Origin of the sequence: Desulfovibrio oxyclinae DSM 11498 (genome assembly GCF_000375485.1) — a bacterium.
GTDB classification, from domain to species: Bacteria; Desulfobacterota; Desulfovibrionia; order Desulfovibrionales; family Desulfovibrionaceae; genus Pseudodesulfovibrio; species Pseudodesulfovibrio oxyclinae.
In genome coordinates, this window is sequence record NZ_AQXE01000009.1 from 1 (window position 1) to 17,604 (window position 17,604).

General features: G+C 58.7%; 17 protein-coding genes. 13 read left to right on the forward strand and 4 right to left on the reverse strand.

Annotated elements, in window-relative coordinates:
* From B149_RS17030 to B149_RS0110615, 10 genes are all read left to right on the forward strand, one after another.
* Positions 1 to 1,958, forward strand: a 1,958-nt coding sequence (locus tag B149_RS17030; RefSeq protein ID WP_018125162.1) for a CBS domain-containing protein, incomplete at its 5' end; no start/stop codon positions are given.
* A 71-nt stretch (positions 1,959 to 2,029) separates the two neighbouring features.
* A complete protein-coding gene (locus tag B149_RS0110575; RefSeq protein WP_018125163.1) occupies positions 2,030 to 2,509 on the forward strand; it encodes an SLOG cluster 4 domain-containing protein in 480 nt (159 codons plus the stop codon).
* A 3-nt stretch (positions 2,510 to 2,512) separates the two neighbouring features.
* The gene (locus tag B149_RS0110580) at positions 2,513 to 3,001 is read left to right on the forward strand and encodes an HIT family protein (RefSeq protein ID WP_018125164.1); all 489 of its coding nucleotides are present in this window, start codon (positions 2,513 to 2,515) and stop codon (positions 2,999 to 3,001) included.
* A gap of 12 nt (positions 3,002 to 3,013) precedes the next feature.
* Positions 3,014 to 3,367 carry a LapA family protein gene (locus B149_RS0110585; RefSeq protein WP_018125165.1) on the forward strand — a complete coding sequence of 118 codons (354 nt, stop codon included), beginning with the start codon at positions 3,014 to 3,016 and terminating at the stop codon, positions 3,365 to 3,367.
* 10 nt (positions 3,368 to 3,377) lie between these two features.
* Positions 3,378 to 4,511: a tetratricopeptide repeat protein gene (locus B149_RS0110590; protein ID WP_018125166.1), complete on the forward strand. Its 1,134-nt coding sequence runs from the start codon at positions 3,378 to 3,380 to the stop codon at positions 4,509 to 4,511.
* 39 nt (positions 4,512 to 4,550) lie between these two features.
* Positions 4,551 to 7,148: a DNA mismatch repair protein MutS gene (gene mutS, locus B149_RS0110595; RefSeq protein WP_083909219.1), complete on the forward strand. Its 2,598-nt coding sequence runs from the start codon at positions 4,551 to 4,553 to the stop codon at positions 7,146 to 7,148.
* An 11-nt stretch (positions 7,149 to 7,159) separates the two neighbouring features.
* Positions 7,160 to 7,615, forward strand: coding sequence for a hypothetical protein (locus B149_RS0110600; RefSeq protein ID WP_018125168.1), 456 nt, complete (start codon positions 7,160 to 7,162; stop codon positions 7,613 to 7,615).
* 32 nt (positions 7,616 to 7,647) lie between these two features.
* On the forward strand, positions 7,648 to 8,886 hold the full coding sequence (gene lysA / locus B149_RS0110605) for a diaminopimelate decarboxylase (protein ID WP_018125169.1): 1,239 nt from the start codon (positions 7,648 to 7,650) through the stop codon (positions 8,884 to 8,886).
* Between the two features lie 44 nt (positions 8,887 to 8,930).
* Positions 8,931 to 9,662 (forward strand): RsmE family RNA methyltransferase, encoded by a 732-nt coding sequence (locus B149_RS0110610; RefSeq protein WP_026167570.1) that lies wholly within the window; start codon positions 8,931 to 8,933, stop codon positions 9,660 to 9,662.
* On the forward strand, positions 9,662 to 10,888 hold the full coding sequence (locus B149_RS0110615; protein ID WP_026167571.1) for a replication-associated recombination protein A: 1,227 nt from the start codon (positions 9,662 to 9,664) through the stop codon (positions 10,886 to 10,888). Before B149_RS0110610 ends, B149_RS0110615 begins: the two co-directional genes overlap by 1 nt.
* On the opposite strand, the gene B149_RS0110620 is transcribed toward B149_RS0110615, so the two are convergent.
* The 4 genes from B149_RS0110620 to B149_RS0110635 all read right to left on the reverse strand — a co-directional run bounded on the left by B149_RS0110620 (position 10,878) and on the right by B149_RS0110635 (position 14,638).
* A complete protein-coding gene (locus B149_RS0110620; RefSeq protein WP_018125172.1) occupies positions 10,878 to 11,402 on the reverse strand; it encodes an AAA family ATPase in 525 nt (174 codons plus the stop codon). The genes B149_RS0110615 and B149_RS0110620 overlap by 11 nt on opposite strands.
* Positions 11,399 to 12,034, reverse strand: coding sequence for a nicotinamide riboside transporter PnuC (gene pnuC / locus B149_RS17035; RefSeq protein WP_018125173.1), 636 nt, complete (start codon positions 12,032 to 12,034; stop codon positions 11,399 to 11,401). The genes B149_RS0110620 and pnuC overlap by 4 nt, the downstream gene beginning before the upstream one ends.
* A gap of 33 nt (positions 12,035 to 12,067) precedes the next feature.
* Positions 12,068 to 13,333 (reverse strand): CgeB family protein, encoded by a 1,266-nt coding sequence (locus B149_RS0110630; RefSeq protein ID WP_026167572.1) that lies wholly within the window; start codon positions 13,331 to 13,333, stop codon positions 12,068 to 12,070.
* A 63-nt stretch (positions 13,334 to 13,396) separates the two neighbouring features.
* Complete coding sequence (locus B149_RS0110635; RefSeq protein ID WP_018125175.1) at positions 13,397 to 14,638, reverse strand: glycosyltransferase family 9 protein; 1,242 nt, start codon at positions 14,636 to 14,638, stop codon at positions 13,397 to 13,399.
* Positions 14,639 to 14,743: 105 nt separating this feature from the next.
* Here B149_RS0110635 and B149_RS0110640 point away from each other — a divergent pair, with 105 nt between their 5' ends.
* From B149_RS0110640 to hemA, 3 genes are read left to right on the forward strand one after another with little or no spacing between them, the layout of a single operon-like run.
* On the forward strand, positions 14,744 to 15,421 hold the full coding sequence (locus tag B149_RS0110640) for a precorrin-2 dehydrogenase/sirohydrochlorin ferrochelatase family protein (RefSeq protein ID WP_018125176.1): 678 nt from the start codon (positions 14,744 to 14,746) through the stop codon (positions 15,419 to 15,421).
* Positions 15,408 to 16,220 (forward strand): cytochrome c biogenesis protein CcsA, encoded by an 813-nt coding sequence (ccsA, locus tag B149_RS0110645; RefSeq protein WP_018125177.1) that lies wholly within the window; start codon positions 15,408 to 15,410, stop codon positions 16,218 to 16,220. The genes B149_RS0110640 and ccsA overlap by 14 nt, the downstream gene beginning before the upstream one ends.
* A gap of 3 nt (positions 16,221 to 16,223) precedes the next feature.
* Entirely contained in the window at positions 16,224 to 17,603 is a 1,380-nt protein-coding gene (gene hemA / locus B149_RS0110650) for a glutamyl-tRNA reductase (RefSeq protein ID WP_018125178.1), read from the forward strand.
* The last annotated feature ends 1 nt before the right edge of the window (position 17,604 follow it).

Consider the following 17,604-nt stretch of genomic DNA (forward strand, 5'->3'; position numbering starts at 1 on the left):
ACAAGATGATGGATGTCGAGGACATTCAGGTGCTCTTTGCGCTCGGCCGTATGGGCGACCGAATCCATCTGGTGGCGCGGTCCCGCACCCCCGAGGTCAATGTGGGCCTCATCTGCTCTTCCCTTGGCGGCGGCGGACATGCGCAGGCGGCTTCGGCGACCATCAAGGACAAGACGCTGGCCGAAGTGCGCGACGACCTGTTTGCCCTCTTCTATTCCCAGATCGACCCGCGCGTAGTCATAGGAAACATCATTTCCGCTCCGCCCGTGGTTATCGAGGACGACAAGAACATCGACAAGGCCGTGGAGCTGATGATCCGTTTCGGGCTCAAGGGCGTGCCGGTGGTCAAGGCCGGAACCATGGAGTGCGTCGGCCTCATCGAGCAGAAGATCATGGACAAGGCGTCCTCGCACAAGCTGGGGCACCTCTCCGTGCGGGAATACATGGCTTCGCGTTTCGAAACCGTTTCGCAGGACGTGGACCTGTATACCGTCATGGAGATCATCCTCGGCAAGCGGCAGCGCATGCTGCCGGTGGTGGAAGACGGCAGTCTCGTCGGCGTCATCACCCGTACCGACCTTGTGAACCTGCTGGTGGAAGAGCCGGCCAGAATTCCCGAATCGCTTCATCCGGAACGCAGTCGCGAGCGCAACATCTCTTCCTACATGCGGCACAGACTCGACAAGTCCATGATCCAGCTGCTCACGCAGGCCGGAGAGCTCGCCGCGGCCGAAGGCTACGAAGTCTATGCCGTAGGCGGGTTCGTGCGCGATATCCTGCTGGAACGCACCAATCAGGATCTCGACCTTGTGGTGGAGGGCGACGGCATCGCCTACGCGAGAAGTCTCGCCAGGGAGCTCGGCGGGCGCGTCAAGTCGCACAAGAAATTCAAGACCGCAGTTGTCCTGCTTGAATATGACAAGCGCATCGACGTGGCCACGGCCCGTCTGGAGTATTACCAATACCCCGCCGCCCTGCCCACGGTGGAGCTTTCTTCCATCAAGATGGACCTGTTTCGGCGCGACTTCACCATCAATGCCCTTGCCCTGCGGTTGAATCCGGACCGGTTCGGCAATATCGTGGACTTTTTCGGTGCGGAAAGGGACATTCGCAACCGTCGGGTGCGCGTGCTGCACTCGCTCAGTTTCGTGGAGGATCCCACACGCATTTTGCGCGCCGTACGGTTCGAGCGCCGCTACGACTTCGAGATCGGCGGGCAGACCATGCGTCTGATCAAGAACGCCCTGCAGCTGGAGCTGTTCGACCGTCTCTCCGGAAGCCGCATCTGCCACGAATTGCAACTTATCTCGCAGGAGCAGAATCCCACGGCGTGCTTCGAGCGTCTGGAGGAACTGAACATTCTCGAAGCCATTCACCCCCTGCTCAAGCTGAATCAGGAGCGTCAGCGCGTGCTTGAAGAGCTTGAACGGGTTCACGTCTGGTACAGCCTGCTGTATCTTGATCAGCCTGCCGATGCATGGACGCTGTTTTTCCTTGGTCTCACACAGGGGACCAAGAAGGAAGAAGCCCGCGAAATCTGCGAACGGCTCTTTTTTTCCCCAAGGGAGATGCGCGATGTCCTCGGACTTCGAGACATGATCGGGTCCGCGTTCATGACCCTCATGGGTTGGAAGGAAGGCAAGTCCGCGTTGAGCGAGCTGTTTGCCGTGCTCGATCCCATGCCGGTCGAAGGCATCCTTTTTCTCATGGCCAAGAGCAGGAAGGAATACATACGCCGCAACATCTCTCAGTACCTTGCGCGGCTGCGTAACCTTGAGACCGACATCAGCGGTCAGGATCTGCTGGATATGGGGCTTCCGTCCGGGCCTGCCATGGGCAAAATACTGGAGAGAGTCCGCAACGCCAAGATCGACGGCGAGGTCGAAACGAGGCAGGAGCAACTTGCGTTGGCCAGCCAAATCAAGGACGAACTGGGGGAAGAGGCTTACGAGCGATGAGGCCCTGCTTGCTCTTGTGCTTCAATCCGTGTAAATACGGACTGTTGGCCGTACCCGGAAGGAGTTGAGCCATGCGAGTTCGCAGGATTTCCGTAATTGGCGCGGGCAGCTTTGGGGCCGGTGGAGAAGATCGCTGGCTGGAGACCGAAGCTGAATCCCTCGGCAAGCTCATAGCGGATAAAGGTTGGGAGCTGGTCTGCGGCGGACTTGGCGGTGTCATGGAGGCCGCCTGTCGCGGAGCCTTTCTGGCTGGTGGGTCCACGCTCGGACTGTTGCCCGGGCAGGATGTCGATTCCGCCAACAGGTGGGTCAGCATTCCGGTTGCCACCGGACTGGGGCAGATGCGCAACCATCTGGTTGTTCTCAACGGTGTCGCTGCCGTCGCCTGCGGCGGCGGGGCTGGAACTCTTTCCGAAATTGGTCACGCCCTCAAGAGCGGCCGCAAGGTCGTGGCGATTGGTAAATGGAGTGAACTCGACGGCGTCATTCCGGCAACAGGCGCTGTCGAGGCTGTATCGAAACTCAAGATAATACTTGATGGAGAGCGGTAAATAATGGACGTTTTATGGGCACCGTGGCGACTAGACTACATTCTCGGCCCGAAGCCCGACGAGTGCGTGTTCTGCATTCCGCAGCACACTGAGGAGGATGAGGAAAGGCTGATTTTGGTCCGGGGCGAACACTGTTTCGTCATCATGAACAAATTCCCGTATAACAACGGGCATCTCATGGTCACCCCGTACCGTCATGTCAGCTGCCTCACCGAACTGACCGACGAAGAGCGCAACGACTGCATGCTCTGGATCAATCGGGCCGTAGACGTTATGAACCGGGCCTTTTCTCCGCAGGGAGTCAACATGGGGCTGAACATCGGCGAGGCCGCCGGTGCGGGGATAGCGGCTCACATGCATTTCCAGATCGTGCCGCGATGGAACGGGGACTCCTCGTTCATGGCGGTTTTTGGCGAAACGTCAGTCATACCGGAGCATCTGCTGTCCACCTACAGGCGGCTTAAACCCCTGTTCGAAGAATACCAAGCCTAAGGAGAAAACTTCATGCGTTACTTGAAAGTATTGGCCCTGATCCTGCTGTTTGTCGTATCCATCCTGTTCTTCAGCCAGAACAACGAGATTCTCGCTCAGTCTCTGGTGCTGAGGCTGGATGTTCCGTATATCGCCGAGCTCCGCTCCGTTCCCCTGCCCTTCTATTTTCTCGTGCTCGGCGGATTCGTTGTCGGTGCCGTGCTGACCATGCTGTATTTCCTGAGCGAAAAGCTCAAGGCCGCCAAGAAGCTGCGCGAATGCAACAGCCGTATGGCCAGCCTTGAGCAGGAGCTCAACTCCCTGCGCAACATGCCGCTGAACGAAGAACCGGTTGGCGCTTCTTCCGATAGCGACAGCCAAAGCTAGGAAGGTCCCCTTGGGCTGGAATCTTTTCGGACGCAAGAAAAAAAGGCTGCCCGGCGAAGACGTCCGGGCAGCCAATAACGCCGTTTCGGGGGCCGCGCCGGTACAGGATACCCGCGCGGCCATCGAGGAGCTGAGCCGTGTCGTCAAGAACGACCCGGAAGCCGTCGAGATTTATCTCGCGCTCGGCAACCTCTACCGCTCGCAGGGCGAGATCGAGCGTGCCATTCAGATTCGCAACAGCCTGATCGTCCGTCCCGGGCTGGACTCCCGATTCAAGGCGCGTGCGCTGTTTGAGCTGGGACGGGACTTCCGGCGTGGCGGTTTTCTGGACCGTGCCCGCGACGCTTTCCGTCAGGCGCAGGAGGCCGGCACCGACGAGGGAGAGATTCTTCTGGAAAAGGCCAAGCTCAATGCGGAACGCGGCGCGTATGGTGAAGCGGCCGCCAATTACGGTCATCTCGGCCTTCCCCTTCCGCAGGCCCATTACCTTTATCGCCATGCTCTGGATTTGTTCGCGGACGCCGAAAACACCCGTTGTGTCAAGGCGCTGCGGCAGGCGGTGAAGGTTTACCCCGGCGCATTCGAGGCATGGTCGCTGCTGGTGGTGCAGGAATTTCGCAGTGGACACACGTCGCGTATGGCGTCGCTGCTTGAAGATTCGATGCACTCCATTGAACCGGGGCTGCGTTTCGTGGTGCTGGACGAGCTGCTTGCCGACATTCGGCGTGCCGCGACCAATGCGGATGAGGCGAAGTACGAAAAGGCCGTACCCACCATGGAAGCCGTGGATGCCGTGATACCGGTTCTTGAAGAGCTGGATCCGGATGTCCTGATTTTCTATTACGGCGCGTTGTTCCTGAATCTGCGCCACGAGCCCGACGAGGCGCGCAGATGGCTTGAAAAAGCGCTTGTGCTGACACCGGATTTCTGGCTGGCCCGGCTTGAGCTGTTCGACATGTCCCGCTCCCGCCAGAGCCTGACGCCGTTTTTCAAGGAACAATTGGAATTTTTCATGGGACGCGCGAGAAATGTGCGGCGTTTCTTCTGCAGCCGTTGCGGACTCAAGCGCGATACGATATTCCACATCTGCCCTCGTTGCGGCAGCTGGCATTCCATTACGTTCAGAACGGAGTTTTCCAATTAAGTTCAAGGGATAGGTGTGGCAAAACCCAAAATGACCCCCATGCTGGAGCAGTACCTCCGGTTCAAGGAAGAAAACCCGGATGCTCTGCTCTTCTTCCGCATGGGCGACTTCTACGAGCTGTTTTTCGAAGATGCGGAAACGGCCGCCCGCGAGATGCAGGTGGCGCTGACCAGCCGCAACCCCAAGGATGACAACCCCATCCCCATGTGCGGCGTGCCGCATCATGCGGTACAGACGTATCTTTCCCAGCTGCTGGACAAGGGGCACAAGGTCGCCATCTGCGACCAGATTGAGGACCCCAAGCAGGCGAAAGGTCTTGTCCAGCGAGCGGTGACCCGCGTTCTCACGCCCGGCACCGTGGTCGAGGACTCCAACCTTACCGCCAAGACCAGCAACCATCTTGCCGCCATTTACTGGGATTCACAGTCCGGTTCCGGCGGCCTTGCATGGGTCGATTATTCCACTGGCCAGTGGTCCGGGCTTCATTCCAAAAAGGAGCCGGAACTCTGGCAGTGGGCCGTGAAAATCAACCCGAGCGAACTGCTTGTCGTTCAGGGCCGCAACGTGCCGCCTCAGTACTCGGACCTTTCGGCCACCGTCACCCAGCTTCCTGCGGGTGCATTCTTCGACCGCACATCTGCCGAGGAGCGTGTGCTCAAGGCTCAGGAAGCGGCCAGCCTCGACCTGCTGGATCTGGACGGCAAGCCCGAATTGGTGCGCTGCTGCGGCGCTCTGCTCGCCTATCTGGACCAGACACAGAAGGGAAATTTCAAGCATCTCGGTGAATTCAAGCCACTCAACCTCGGCAAGCACCTGCTTATCGACGAAGTGACGGAGCGCAACCTTGAATTGTTCCGCCGACTTGACGGCAGAACGGGCAAGGGAACACTCTGGAAGGTGTTGGATCGCACCATGACCCCCATGGGCGGTCGTCTTCTGGAGCGCTGTCTGCGTCAGCCGTGGCGCGAACTCGGCCCGGTAGTCAAGACGCAGGAAACCGTTGCGTTTCTGCACGGCGACGACGGGCTACGCGGTGAACTCCGCTCCGCACTCGACAGCGTCTACGACATGGAGCGCCTCTCCACCCGTGTGACGCTGGGACGGGCCACTCCCAAGGACTTCACTGCCCTGCGTCGCAGTCTTTCCGTGCTGCCGAACATCCGGTCCATGCTGGAGCGGGTCACTGAAGCCCCGCAGTTGCTTGCAAAGCTGCTCAAGGGCTGGGACGATATGGAGGACATCCACCTGCTGCTCGAATCCGCGTTGGTGGACAGCCCTCCGGTGGTCATCACCGAAGGCGGACTCTTCCGGCAAGGATACGACGGTAAACTGGATGAACTCATAGAGCTCACCGACCATGGCGAGGCCAAGCTTCAGGAGCTGCACAAATCCGAGACCGAAAACAGCGGGATTCCGAAGCTCAAGCTCGGCTTCAACAAGGTTTTCGGCTATTATTTCGAAATTTCCAAGGCGCATCGCGGCGATATTCCGGAATATTTCATCCGCCGCCAGACGCTGGTGAACTCCGAGCGCTACATTACTCCGGAGTTGAAGGAACTGGAGGAAAAGCTCCTTTCCGCCTCGGATGAAAGGCGCAATCTGGAGTATCAGCTTTTCCAGAATCTTCGCGACAAACTGGCCGATGCGCGCACGCGTTTTCTCTACATGGCGGATGCCCTTGCCTCTCTTGACTACTGGCAGGGGCTTGCCGAGACCGCGCGCGTCAATGACTGGACCCGGCCGGAACTGCACGACGGCATGGAAGTCGAAATTGAAGCCGGACGACATCCGGTGGTCGAGGACGCCATGGGGGCGGCCAACTATATCCCCAACAGCGTCAGCATCAGTCCGGAAAAGCGTATTCTGCTCATCACCGGGCCGAACATGGCCGGTAAGTCCACGGTTCTGCGCATGGTGGCGATTTTCAGTGTCATGTCCCAGATCGGTTCCTTCGTCCCTGCCCGTGGCGCGAAGCTCGGTATGGCGGACCGCGTCTTTTCGCGGGTCGGCGCCTCCGACAATCTTTCGCAGGGCCAGTCCACTTTCATGGTGGAAATGATGGAGACCGCGCGCATCCTGAGGCAGGCGACCATGCGCAGCCTCGTCATTCTCGATGAGATAGGGCGCGGCACCAGCACGTACGACGGCCTTTCGCTTGCTTGGGCCGTTGTCGAAGAACTCGCCACACGCGCCCGGGGCGGTATCCGCACGCTCTTTGCCACCCATTACCATGAACTGACCACGCTGGAAGGCAAGATTCCCGGCCTGCGGAATCTGAACATTGCGGTTAAGGAGTGGAAGGGGGACATTGTCTTTCTGCGGCGGCTCGTTCCCGGTCCCGCCGATCGTTCCTACGGCATCGAAGTGGCCCGTCTGGCGGGGGTTCCGAGAACCGTTGTCCAACGTGCCCGCGACGTCCTTGCGGAACTTGAGAAAAAATCGCAGGATGAGCGCGTCGGTGGCAAAGTGGAGAATGCAACCCAGACGCTGCTTCCCGGTCTTGGCTCCCCTGCCCCTGCGAATTGCCCGGAACCGGAGGAACACCCGGTCGTCCGTCAGCTGTCGGAGCTTGACGTGGACGGACTGACGCCCATCGAGGCGCTGACCATCCTCAACCAGTGGAAGAAATCCCTTTAGGGAGAAAATTTATGCGGTTATGGATCAACGGTATTGCCGTATCGCTTGTTGTCATGCTGCTCGGCGGCTGCGCCATTGGCGTCAAGAAGTGGCCCGAGGCGGTCAAGGAGGAAGACCGCTTTGAACTCAAGCTGCTTGAAGGAAGTCGCAACGGGCAGTGCATGACCCTCAGGCTCGCCGTGGAAGGAGCGGCGAACAGGCTTGAGAGCGTGCTCGTGCAGTATGAAGTCGTTGGCGAAAAGTCTGACGAAGGCTGCATTGGCTGCCCTTTCATCCCGCGCGAGGCTGAACTGCTTCAACCCGGCGACGAAGGCTTCGAGCTTTCCGGCAATGATCTGACCCTGTCCTTCTGCACGTTTGAGCCGGACAGGGAATACCGCTTTCGCGTGGCGGGAGTGAATGCGCTCTCATCGCTTCCGTCGGCCAGCACCGCAGTGTACGTGGCCGACCCGTCACCAAGTCAGTAACGGTCATCAAAAACGGTTAAGGAGACCTGAAAATGCATCATTTCGAATTTCGCGACGGCACGCTTTTCGCCGAGGAAATCGCGGTCAACGAGCTTGCCGACACATACGGCACCCCCCTTTACGTTTACTCCGCCGCCACGTTCAAGCGGCATTTCGAGGCTTTCGACTCCGCCTTTGACGGGCTGGAGCATATGACCTGTTATTCGGTCAAAGCCAACTCCAACCTCTCGGTGCTCAAGCTGCTCGCCTCCATGGGCGCAGGCATGGACATCGTTTCCGGCGGTGAACTGTACCGTGCTCTCAAGGCGGGCGTTTCCCCGGAAAAGATCGTCTACTCCGGCGTTGGCAAGAGCGCGAACGAGATTCGCGAAGCCCTCGCGGCGGACATACTCATGTTCAACGTGGAGTCCCTTGCCGAGCTTGAAAAGATCAACGACATAGCCGAGCAGGAAGGCAAGGTGGCCCGGGTCAGCTTTCGTATCAACCCGGACGTGGACCCCAAGACCCACCCCTACATCTCCACCGGCATGAAGAAGAACAAGTTCGGGCTGGACATGGAGCATTCGCTCAAGGCCTACTCCCGCGCCGTTGAACTGCCCGCCATCGAGCCCATCGGCATGGACTGCCACATCGGGTCGCAGCTCACCAGCATCGAACCGTTTCTTGAAGCGCTGGACAAGCTCTTGAACTTCAACGAAAAGCTCAAGGGCATGGGTATCGAGATCAAGTACCTCGACCTCGGCGGCGGCCTGGGCATCACCTATGACGAGGAAGAACCGCCGCACCCCAAGGCGTTCGGCGAGGCGCTCACCGAAAAGCTCAAGGACCTGCCCATGACCGTGATCCTCGAACCCGGCCGCGTCATTGCCGGCAACGCTGGCATCATGGTCACCGAGGTGCTCTACACCAAAGAGACCCCGAGCAAGTCCTTCGTCATCGTGGACGGCGCCATGAACGATCTGGTCCGCCCATCTCTCTATGACTCCTTCCACCGCATCGGCGAAGCCGAACAGCATGGGCGCGACGAGCGTGATGTGGACGTTGTCGGGCCGATCTGCGAATCCGGCGACTTTCTCGCCCGTGATCGTCAGCTGCCTTGGGTGCATCAGGGCGAACGCCTTGTTTGCTATTCCGCAGGCGCATACGGCTTTACCATGTCCTCCAACTACAACTCCCGCCGCAGGGCATGCGAACTCATCGTGGACGGGGACAAGGTGACGGTGGCGCGCAAGCGCGAATCGTACGAGGACCTCATAGCCAACGAGCTGTAATTCCAACGGGCCGGAATCGCAGCGATTCCGGCCCTTTTTATTTCATGGCGAGACTCAATACTTTCTATCTTTCTCCGGACTCGTGGCCCGATGGAGCCTTGCAGGGATGCGAGGTCGTTCTGCGTGGCCCGGAGGCCCGGCACATGATGACCGTCCTTCGAACGCCGCTCGGCGCTTCGGTGCGACTCATTGATGGTTGCGGCCGCAGCGGTTTGTTCACCCTTCGCGAGGGAAGCAAGAACAAGGCTCTCCTGCTGGCGGATGAGGTCGGCAGGTCCGAACCTCCTAAATCCGGGGTAACGCTCGCCCTCGGCTGGAACAAGTCGAAGCGGCGGGACTGGGTTCTGGAAAAGGCCGTGGAGTTCGGCGCTTCCGGGCTGATTTTCTGGCCAGCGGCTCGAAGCGTTGGCAAGGTGCCGTCCGAGCCGAAAGATAGTTGGTACGATAAAATGGTTCAGGCCGCCAAGCAGTGCGAGGCTGTGCATCTGCCGGAACTCACCACTCTTTCCTCCCTGGACGCCCTGCTCGACCTTGAAGGTTTCGATCGCCGCGTGCTGGCATGGGAAAACGCCGAGGGCGCGATACTTGGGCCGGAGCATTTTGACGGCTCCACACTTGTGGTAGTCGGTCCCGAGGGCGGTTTGAGCGATCAGGAGGCTGAGCGGTTCATGGCGACAGCATTTGAGCCTTTGAGTCTTGGCAGGAGTGTGCTTCGCTGGGAGACGGCGGCCATGCACGCCATGAGCCTTGCGCACTACGCACGGGAGAGAACATGATGAAGCTCGAAATCACGGAAAAGCAGCCGCTGGCGGAAAAGATTCGTCCGAAGTCGATGGATGAGTTTATCGGCCAGAGCCATATAATGGACCGCATCACGGCCATCATGGAAGCCAAACGTTTGCCGAGCCTTTTGCTGTTCGGCCCTCCGGGATGCGGCAAGTCAACGCTTGCCCTGCTGCTCGCGCGCGCCTCAGGGCGCTCGTTTTTGCGTGTGAGCGCGCCGGAGGCCGGGTTGAGCGCGCTTCGCAAGAAGCTGCCGGGCTACGATGTACTCATCCTCGACGAACTGCACCGCTTTTCCAAGGCGCAGCAGGATTTCTTTCTCCCCATTCTTGAAAGCGGCGAAATCACTCTGCTCGCCACCACCACCGAGAATCCTTCCTTCAGCGTGACCCGCCAGCTTCTTTCCCGGTTGCATGTGCTTCGGCTCCGGTCGCTCTCCCGCGAGGATCTGGAGCAGGTGGTGCATCGCGGTTGCGCGGAGCTAAAGCTGGAGCTTGAAGAGGATGCGGTGAAAATGCTGGCCGCACTGGCGTCCGGGGACGGGCGTACCCTGCTGAATCTTTTGGAATACACAGCCCAGCTTCCCGAGAGTCAGCGCTCTTCGGAGGAACTCAGAAAGTCGCTCCCCGAAGTGGTCATGCGCGGCGACCGGGACGGTGATTCGCACTACGAGCTGGCCTCGGCCCTTATCAAATCCATTCGCGGCAGCGATCCTGACGCGGCGCTCTACTACCTGACTGCGTTGCTGGAGACTGGGGAGGATCCGCGTTTCGTGTCCCGGCGGCTGATGATCTCGGCCTCAGAGGATGTCGGGCTGGGTGATCCTCAGGCGCTTTCCATGGCGGTGGCCTGTCATCAGGCTGTCGAAGCGGTGGGAATGCCCGAAGGCGGTATCATCATGGCGGAGACCGCAGTGTATCTGGCTTTGGCTCCCAAGAGCAACTCCACGTATTTCGCGTACCGCAACATGCAAAAGGAGATGCGCGAGCACGGGGTGAAGCCGGTTCCGCTGCATCTCAGAAATGCTTCCACCGCCTTGCAGCGCGAATGGGGATACGGGCGCGGTTACCAGTATCCGCACAATTTCCCGAAAGCTTGGGTGGCGCAGGAATATCTTCCTGCTGAGTTGGAAGGCCGCACTTTTTACCACCCGAAGGATCAGGGCGCCGAGCCCAAACTGAATGCGTGGCTCCAGCAGTTCAGAAAGCTCAGGAAGTAGCTTCCAGTAATTCCTGAACGACTTCGGCAGCGGTTTCAAGACGTTGCTCCACATCCCCTTTCAGCTCCGTGAAGGGAACCTTTCGGCGCAGGAGTTCTTCGCGGAAGTGGTTCTGCAATTCGGCTCTCTGCTCCGGTCGGTCGCGCTGCCCGTCGGCCTGCCATGGGACATCGGTCCCGCAGAGAAAGTAATGATGATAATGTCTTGCGGTCAGTTGCTGTTCTATCCATTCGGGACATTTGCCGTAATAGTGACGGTTGTATATTACAGATGAAAGCAGGTTGGTGTCGCAGACGAGCGGATTGATTCCGGCGGTCTCGGCCTGTTTTTCGGCTTTCAATTGCCCTTTTGCGATGGGAATGGCGTCTTCAAGCGTCAGCACGCCTCCAACCGCCTCGAAGTATTTCCTGAGAAACTCCGGCACCGGCTTTACGCCGAATCGCTCGGCCAGAGCACGGGCGAGCGTCGTCTTTCCCGTGCACTCCGAGCCGGTCACGACTATGCGCACGCTCACGCGCTTTTCTCCCTGAAGTCGGGTACCTGCATGGTTTTTCGCCACTGCACGTAGCCCACTACCGCCATTGTGGTGTAGATCGCCATCAACACCGCGTATCCGTTCCAACCCTTCAAGTAGTAGATGAAGATGTAGATGATGTCGGCAATGACCCAAAGTACCCAGTTTTCGAGATATTTCTTGGCTAGCAGGTACTGGGCGATGAGACTGACAACCGTGGTCAGCGCATCCCAGAAAGGAAATGCCGCATCCAGAACACGACTCATGATGAGCCATGTGGGCACTGTGGCCGCAACGCCGATCAGGCCGAGCCGTACCCCGAGTTTTCGACCCACGTGCCTCACCAGAAGCGGCGTGTGATCCTCTCCACCCCGCAGCCATTGGTACCAGCCGTAAAAGCCCAGTACTACGTACACCAACTGCAAAAAGGCATCGGAATACAGTTTGCCGGTGAAGACCACCACCATCCAGATTCCCACGCTGAGAATGCCGAACGGCCAGCATAACGGGTTCTGCCTGACACTAAGAAAAATGTAGATGAGGCCGGTAAGCGTTGAGATGCGCTCCGGCCAGCCCATGGCCGCTACGAAAGAGCCGACAAAGCTGCCGGCCTCGGCAAATATTTCAAGCATTGCTACCTGTTGTGTCTTGTTGGAGTCTTGTCGTTATTTGTAGAGCTTGCGCCACTCTTCAAGAAAGAGGATGGCGGTATCGAGGCCGGATAGCTCGCCCTGTCGGGAGCGGATTGCCCAGCAAAGATCCTCGAACGTGGCATCCTCGGGTAATGACAGCTCGGCGAGAAGCCCCTTGAGTTCGCCCTTGAGTTCCTCGGGGAAGCCTTCCGGATACAGGTCGCTTCTTTCGCGCTCGGGAGGCCAGTTGTCAAGGCGTTGCTCTACGAAATCGAGCAGGGTCCGCATCCGGTTGGCGTAGGTATGATCTGCAAGAACGCGTGCCCTGCCCCGCTGTGCTATGGCCTGACGCTCATCGGGATGGGCAAGATAGTATTCAATTTTATCCTTCAATTCGCCCATGGAGTCGAAGACGGCCAGTTCATCCTCGGCAAAGGCCCCCGGCATGAGCGTGCGACGATCCACAAGCTGAAACGAACCGCAGGCCGCCACTTCGAAGGTACGCGGATTGATGAAGTCGCCGTGAGTTACCAGCGTCTTGGCCTGCACGGATGAATGCAGGTTCAGGTTGATGGCCGAACCGTTGAATATCTTGACGCATTCCTCTGGTGTCACGCGTCGTCCTTCCATTTGGAGATACGGTTCCAGAACGTGATCGCCGTCCCATTCCGTTCCCCAGAGCTTGAAGCCGGGGCGGATCAGCTCGCGAAAAGCCATGCGGCGATTCGGATACCCTGCCCCCATGAATGAAATCTCGGCACCGAATTTCCGTCTGTCCACGTCGGACATATCGAGCGGTTGGTGGAAGTCCGGCTGTGCGGCCAGAGGAAGATAAACCCCGTTTTGCTGGCCGATTTCCTGCAATCCCTCCATGATGCCCTCGCGCTGGATCACCGCAAAAACGTCATAGTACGGCGCATAGGCCTTCCAGTAGGTGAAGAGCCGATAGTCTTCTACGAACCACATGGCAGTTGCCACCTTGTCCCGACGAAGCCGCTTGAGGGCCTGAATGGACATGGGTGCCTGCGCCATGCACAGAACCAGATCAGGCTCGAAGGTCTCCACCTTGGCGAGTATCGCCTGCGAAACAACCTGGAGATAGGAGTTCTGAAGATAGTCCAGCCGGTCCGTGGTCACTTTGAGGTCTTCAAGCGCCTTGTAGGAAGGGTGGAAATCCGGGGCCTCGAACACCTCCACGAGGTGCCCGCATTCACGCAGACCCTGTGCGCAAAACCGGCCCACCGGCAGTGAACCGCCGTACATGGGAAGAACCACCAGAACTCGTAACCGCTTGTCCATATTGCCCTCTAGAATTGGCCAGCAAATGGCCCATTGTCATGCTAGAAATTTTCTAGAAAAATTTTAATATACTGTTTTATTTGGCTTTATAGTCCAGTCTTTGGGCTGGTGCAGTTGCTCGGCCAACGTGGTGTCAAAGGGGTGGATTGCAGCGTCCCAGACTCCGAGATGACTGCCGAGGAAGCGTCGGAAGGCTCCTCTTGCTTCCTGCTCCATGTCGATTCCGTGCGTTGGCCGGAAGGTCAGCCCAAGGGGGTCGAAGGCCGTTTCAAAAACCGTGACGCCCTGCGGTAGTGTCTCCGGTTTGCCCGTGGCGATGAAGCGGGGAAAGGCAGAATCCGAGAATGGGGCCAGACATTTGATCCGGTACGGACACGGTGCGGTTTCCAGACACGGCAGGCAGTCCTGTACGGCCTGATAGACCGTATGCCCTTCCCCATAGGGGCCGGTCTCGAAACACCATGCCGAGGAAAGGAAAAAGGCCTGCACCGGAGTGCCCAGATGCGCGGCGAGGTGCATGGTCCCGGTGTCCGGCGTAACCAGCACGTCAAGGCTGTCCACAATCTCGATAAGCTCTTTCCAGTCTGTTTTGCCCGCAAGATTTCGCGTGCGTTCGCGTAGTGCGGTGGGCATGCAGTTCATGACTTCCCTGCCCGTGGAAGCCTCGGAGGCACTGCCGAGAAGCAGCACGGGGCCGGGATGGCGTGCGGCAAGGACTGCTGTCACAGCCGCGAGTTCCTGCGGCGGAAGGGAGCGGCGTGACTCGCGCCCGGCCAGAACGATGCCCGGGCCACCACCTTTGGGGTGAGCTGGCGGATTTACCTGCGGGCCGGGAAGCATGGGGTTGGTGTAAGCGGCCCAGAAATCCGCGATGTTGATGCCGAGCCTGCGGTTGCCTGTCCACCGCATGGCCATGGCTGCCCATTCCGGGATGATTTCCTGTCCGTTTTTCCAGCGGTGGCCGTGCACGGTCTCCGGGTCGAAAAGTGCGGCGATGCGAAAGCCCAGCGGGGAAAAATTGAGATTGTAGACCTCGTCAAAACCAATGGAGGCGAGATCGTCAAAGGCTTTCCTGTTGTCAATGAGGATCGCGCGCATGGCCGATTTGGCGTCCAGTGCGGTAGCGTGAGCCGTTATTCCATGGATGATGGCCTGCGGGTAAACGGATTCGGCAAGCGATTTGAGTGAGTTGTCCACCAATACGTGGACATTCCCATCGCCTCTGGCGGTCAGGGATGCGATCAGGCGCTTTGTCTGCACAAGGTCGCCGAAACGTGCGACCTGTATGACGAGGTACTGCTTCATTCTTCAGGGCTCCAGACTCGTGTTGTACCCGCAACCTGCGGTCATGGCAAGAAATCGCCCTTCGGGACATTTTACAGAGCCCTTTACATGATGTAATGTTCCGCGATGCATGATTACCCGGTCTTTCTTTCCCTCGAAAACAGACGTTGCCTCGTGGTCGGCGCAGGTGGTGTGGGACGCCGCAAGGCCGCATCCCTGCTTGATGCCGGAGTCGGCGAAGTGCTGGTGCTCGACACGGGTGACCCGGCTCCGGAAGTGTTGAAGCTGGCCGATTGCGGCAATGCGGTTTTCGAGCAGCGTTCTTTCGACGAGAGCGATCTGGAAGGCCGTTTTCTTGTCTTTGCCTGTACCAGTAACGGCGAGCTGAACTCGAGGATTGCCGACTTGTGTGAAGAAAGGGGAATCCTCTGCAATATTGCCGATTGTCCGGAGCGGGCCGATTTCATCGTGCCCGCCGCGTTCCGGCGAGGCGATCTGACGCTGGCCATTTCAACGGGGGGCGCCAGTCCGGCGGTGTGTCGTATGATACGCTGCGAGCTTGATGACATGTTCGGCGAAGAGTATGCCGCGCTCTTGAAGCTCATGGCGCGGCTGAGGCCGCTCGTGCTCGAACTCGGAATGGAAACCGGCCATAACACCGCTCTCTTCCGCGAGCTTGCCCGGTCCGGGCTGCTTGAAGCTTTTGAGCGGCAGGACCTTGACAAGGCCGGACAAATCCTTGAGGAATTTCTGCCCGCACCGATGCGGGACAACATACCGGAGTTGCTTGATGGGCTTGTTTGAAGTGCTGCAACTGGCCATTATCGGCCTGTATCTGCTGGCGAGCGTTCTGCAAATAGTTGGCATCGCCGCGGGTAATTCGCGTCTCAAAGGCATAGCCGGTCTCGTGACCATGGTCGGCTTCGTCATCCACTCGCTTGATATCGGTCTGCTGACCGTCAATCAGGCCGAAATGGTCGTGCTGAGCGAAGGAAGTTTCTACATGAGCATCCTCGCGTGGGGCGTGATGGTGGTCTATTTCCTGCTTTGGTGGCGGTATAAGCTCGACTTTCTGGCAACCACCGCGCTGCCGCTGGCGCTGATACTGTTCATTACCTCTCTTGCCCTTGGCGGTGTGGCCGTCAAGCTGCCGCCGCAGTTCACCATGCTTTTCTTCTGGCTGCACATCGGTACCCTCGTGCTCGCCCTCGGCCTTTGCGCAATGGGATTCGGCGCAGGGCTGGCTTTTTTGCATTACAACAGAAAAATCAAGACCAAGGCCGGACTGGCGAGTCTGGGCAAGGACACCCCTTCGCTGACCATCTTCGACAGGGTTAACGGCATGGCCGTGGGGAGCGGGTTCCCTCTGTATACGCTGGGAATAGTGTCTTCCTACATCTGGTACTGGATCAATCCCGACAAATTGTTCGTCTGGGATATCGTCAAGATTTCCTCGCTGGCCGTCTGGGTCGCGTTCGCGTACGTGTTCCACCAGCGCATCATACTCAAATGGCGCGGCAGGAAGCCGGCCGTCGGGATGGTCGTCGTATTCTCCCTGATGGTCGTTTCCCTGATTCATCACGCCCTGACGTTCAAGCCGTAAATTATGGAAAACAGAATTTATCTCATAGGGCTCAATCACCGTACCGCCGGGGTGGAGGTGCGTGAGAAGTACGCCCTCACCAATACCGAGAATTTCGAGCAGGCCACCCTAGCCAATTGTCCTGTGAAAGAATGTATGGCGCTCTCCACCTGCAACCGCGTGGAAATCACCGTGGTGGCGGCGGAGGGCGTACCCGAACATGAAGTCACGGATGCCCTGCTTTCACACTGGTCGGCGGCCTGCGGCGGTTCTCCTGCAGAACTGGCTGAGCACGTCTACCGGCATCGCGGACTTGAAGCGGTGAACCACCTGTTTGTCGTCGCATGCAGCCTTGACTCCATGGTCATGGGCGAACCGCAGATCCTGGGGCAGCTCAAGGACGCCTATCGCGCATCCGTGGAAAGCGGAACAGCCGGAGTCGTGGTCAACCGGTTGTTGCACAAGGCCTTCTCCGTGGCCAAGCGCGTGCGTACCGAGACGGCCATCGCTTCCAGCGCGGTTTCCATCAGTTATGCTGCCGTAGAGCTTGCCAAGCACATTTTCGGCGACCTCTCCAAGACCCGAGCCATGCTCGTAGGGGCGGGCGAAATGGCCGAGCTGGCCTCCACTCATCTGCTCAATCAGGGAGTGAAGGACATCATCATCGCCAACCGTACGTTATCGCGCGCACAGGAGCTTTCCGAGCGCATGGGCGGCGAGCCCATCCCCATGGAGCGGATGTTCGACCGTCTGCACGATGTGGATATCATCATCAGCTCCACCGGCTCCCCTACCACCGTGATCCGGGCCAAGGACATCAAGGGCGTGCTGAAGAAGCGGCGCAACAGCCCCATGTTTTTCATCGACATTGCGGTCCCGCGCGACATCGACCCCGACCTGAACAGTCTCGACAACGTCTATTTGTATGACATTGATGACCTGAAGGAAGTGGTCGAAGAGAACACTTCCAAGCGTCAGGAAGAAGCGGTGAAGGCTCGCGGAGTCGTGGACGGGGAAACGGATGCGTTCGGGACATGGCTGCAGTCTCTGGCGCTCAATCCAACCATTGTCGATCTGGTGGATCGCAGCGAAGATATTGCCCGCACCGAACTCATGAAGACCCTCAAGCGCATCGGTCCCGTGGACAGGGAGACCGAAAAGGCGCTCGAAACCCTCGTACTCTCTGTGGGGCGCAAGGTCCTGCATGAGCCCATCTGTTTTCTCAAGCGACGCACCCGCGAGGAAGGGGTTGCGGATCGGTTCATCGACATGGCGCGGCGCATGTTCAACCTCGACGACGAGGCCGTCCCGCCGGATGCGCATATGGATCGTCGCCGGAGTCCCGACAGCTGTGCCCCCGAAGACATTGAAACATTCATAGAATCCACACGTAAGGATCAGTAAC

Bases quoted from the DNA above. Each gene is read 5' to 3' on its own strand.
- pnuC (WP_018125173.1), bottom strand. From the start codon at position 12,034: ATGCTTGAAATATTTGCCGAGGCCGGCAGCTTTGTCGGCTCTTTCGTA.
- B149_RS0110585 (WP_018125165.1), top strand. From the start codon at position 3,014: ATGCGTTACTTGAAAGTATTGGCCCTGATCCTGCTGTTTGTCGTATCC.
- B149_RS0110630 (WP_026167572.1), bottom strand. From the start codon at position 13,333: ATGGACAAGCGGTTACGAGTTCTGGTGGTTCTTCCCATGTACGGCGGT.
- B149_RS0110580 (WP_018125164.1), top strand. From the start codon at position 2,513: ATGGACGTTTTATGGGCACCGTGGCGACTAGACTACATTCTCGGCCCG.
- B149_RS0110600 (WP_018125168.1), top strand. From the start codon at position 7,160: ATGCGGTTATGGATCAACGGTATTGCCGTATCGCTTGTTGTCATGCTG.
- B149_RS0110610 (WP_026167570.1), top strand. From the start codon at position 8,931: ATGGCGAGACTCAATACTTTCTATCTTTCTCCGGACTCGTGGCCCGAT.
- B149_RS0110635 (WP_018125175.1), bottom strand. From the start codon at position 14,638: ATGAAGCAGTACCTCGTCATACAGGTCGCACGTTTCGGCGACCTTGTG.
- mutS (WP_083909219.1), top strand. From the start codon at position 4,551: ATGCTGGAGCAGTACCTCCGGTTCAAGGAAGAAAACCCGGATGCTCTG.
- B149_RS0110615 (WP_026167571.1), top strand. From the start codon at position 9,662: ATGAAGCTCGAAATCACGGAAAAGCAGCCGCTGGCGGAAAAGATTCGT.
- lysA (WP_018125169.1), top strand. From the start codon at position 7,648: ATGCATCATTTCGAATTTCGCGACGGCACGCTTTTCGCCGAGGAAATC.
- B149_RS0110575 (WP_018125163.1), top strand. From the start codon at position 2,030: ATGCGAGTTCGCAGGATTTCCGTAATTGGCGCGGGCAGCTTTGGGGCC.
- B149_RS0110640 (WP_018125176.1), top strand. From the start codon at position 14,744: ATGCATGATTACCCGGTCTTTCTTTCCCTCGAAAACAGACGTTGCCTC.
- ccsA (WP_018125177.1), top strand. From the start codon at position 15,408: ATGGGCTTGTTTGAAGTGCTGCAACTGGCCATTATCGGCCTGTATCTG.
- hemA (WP_018125178.1), top strand. From the start codon at position 16,224: ATGGAAAACAGAATTTATCTCATAGGGCTCAATCACCGTACCGCCGGG.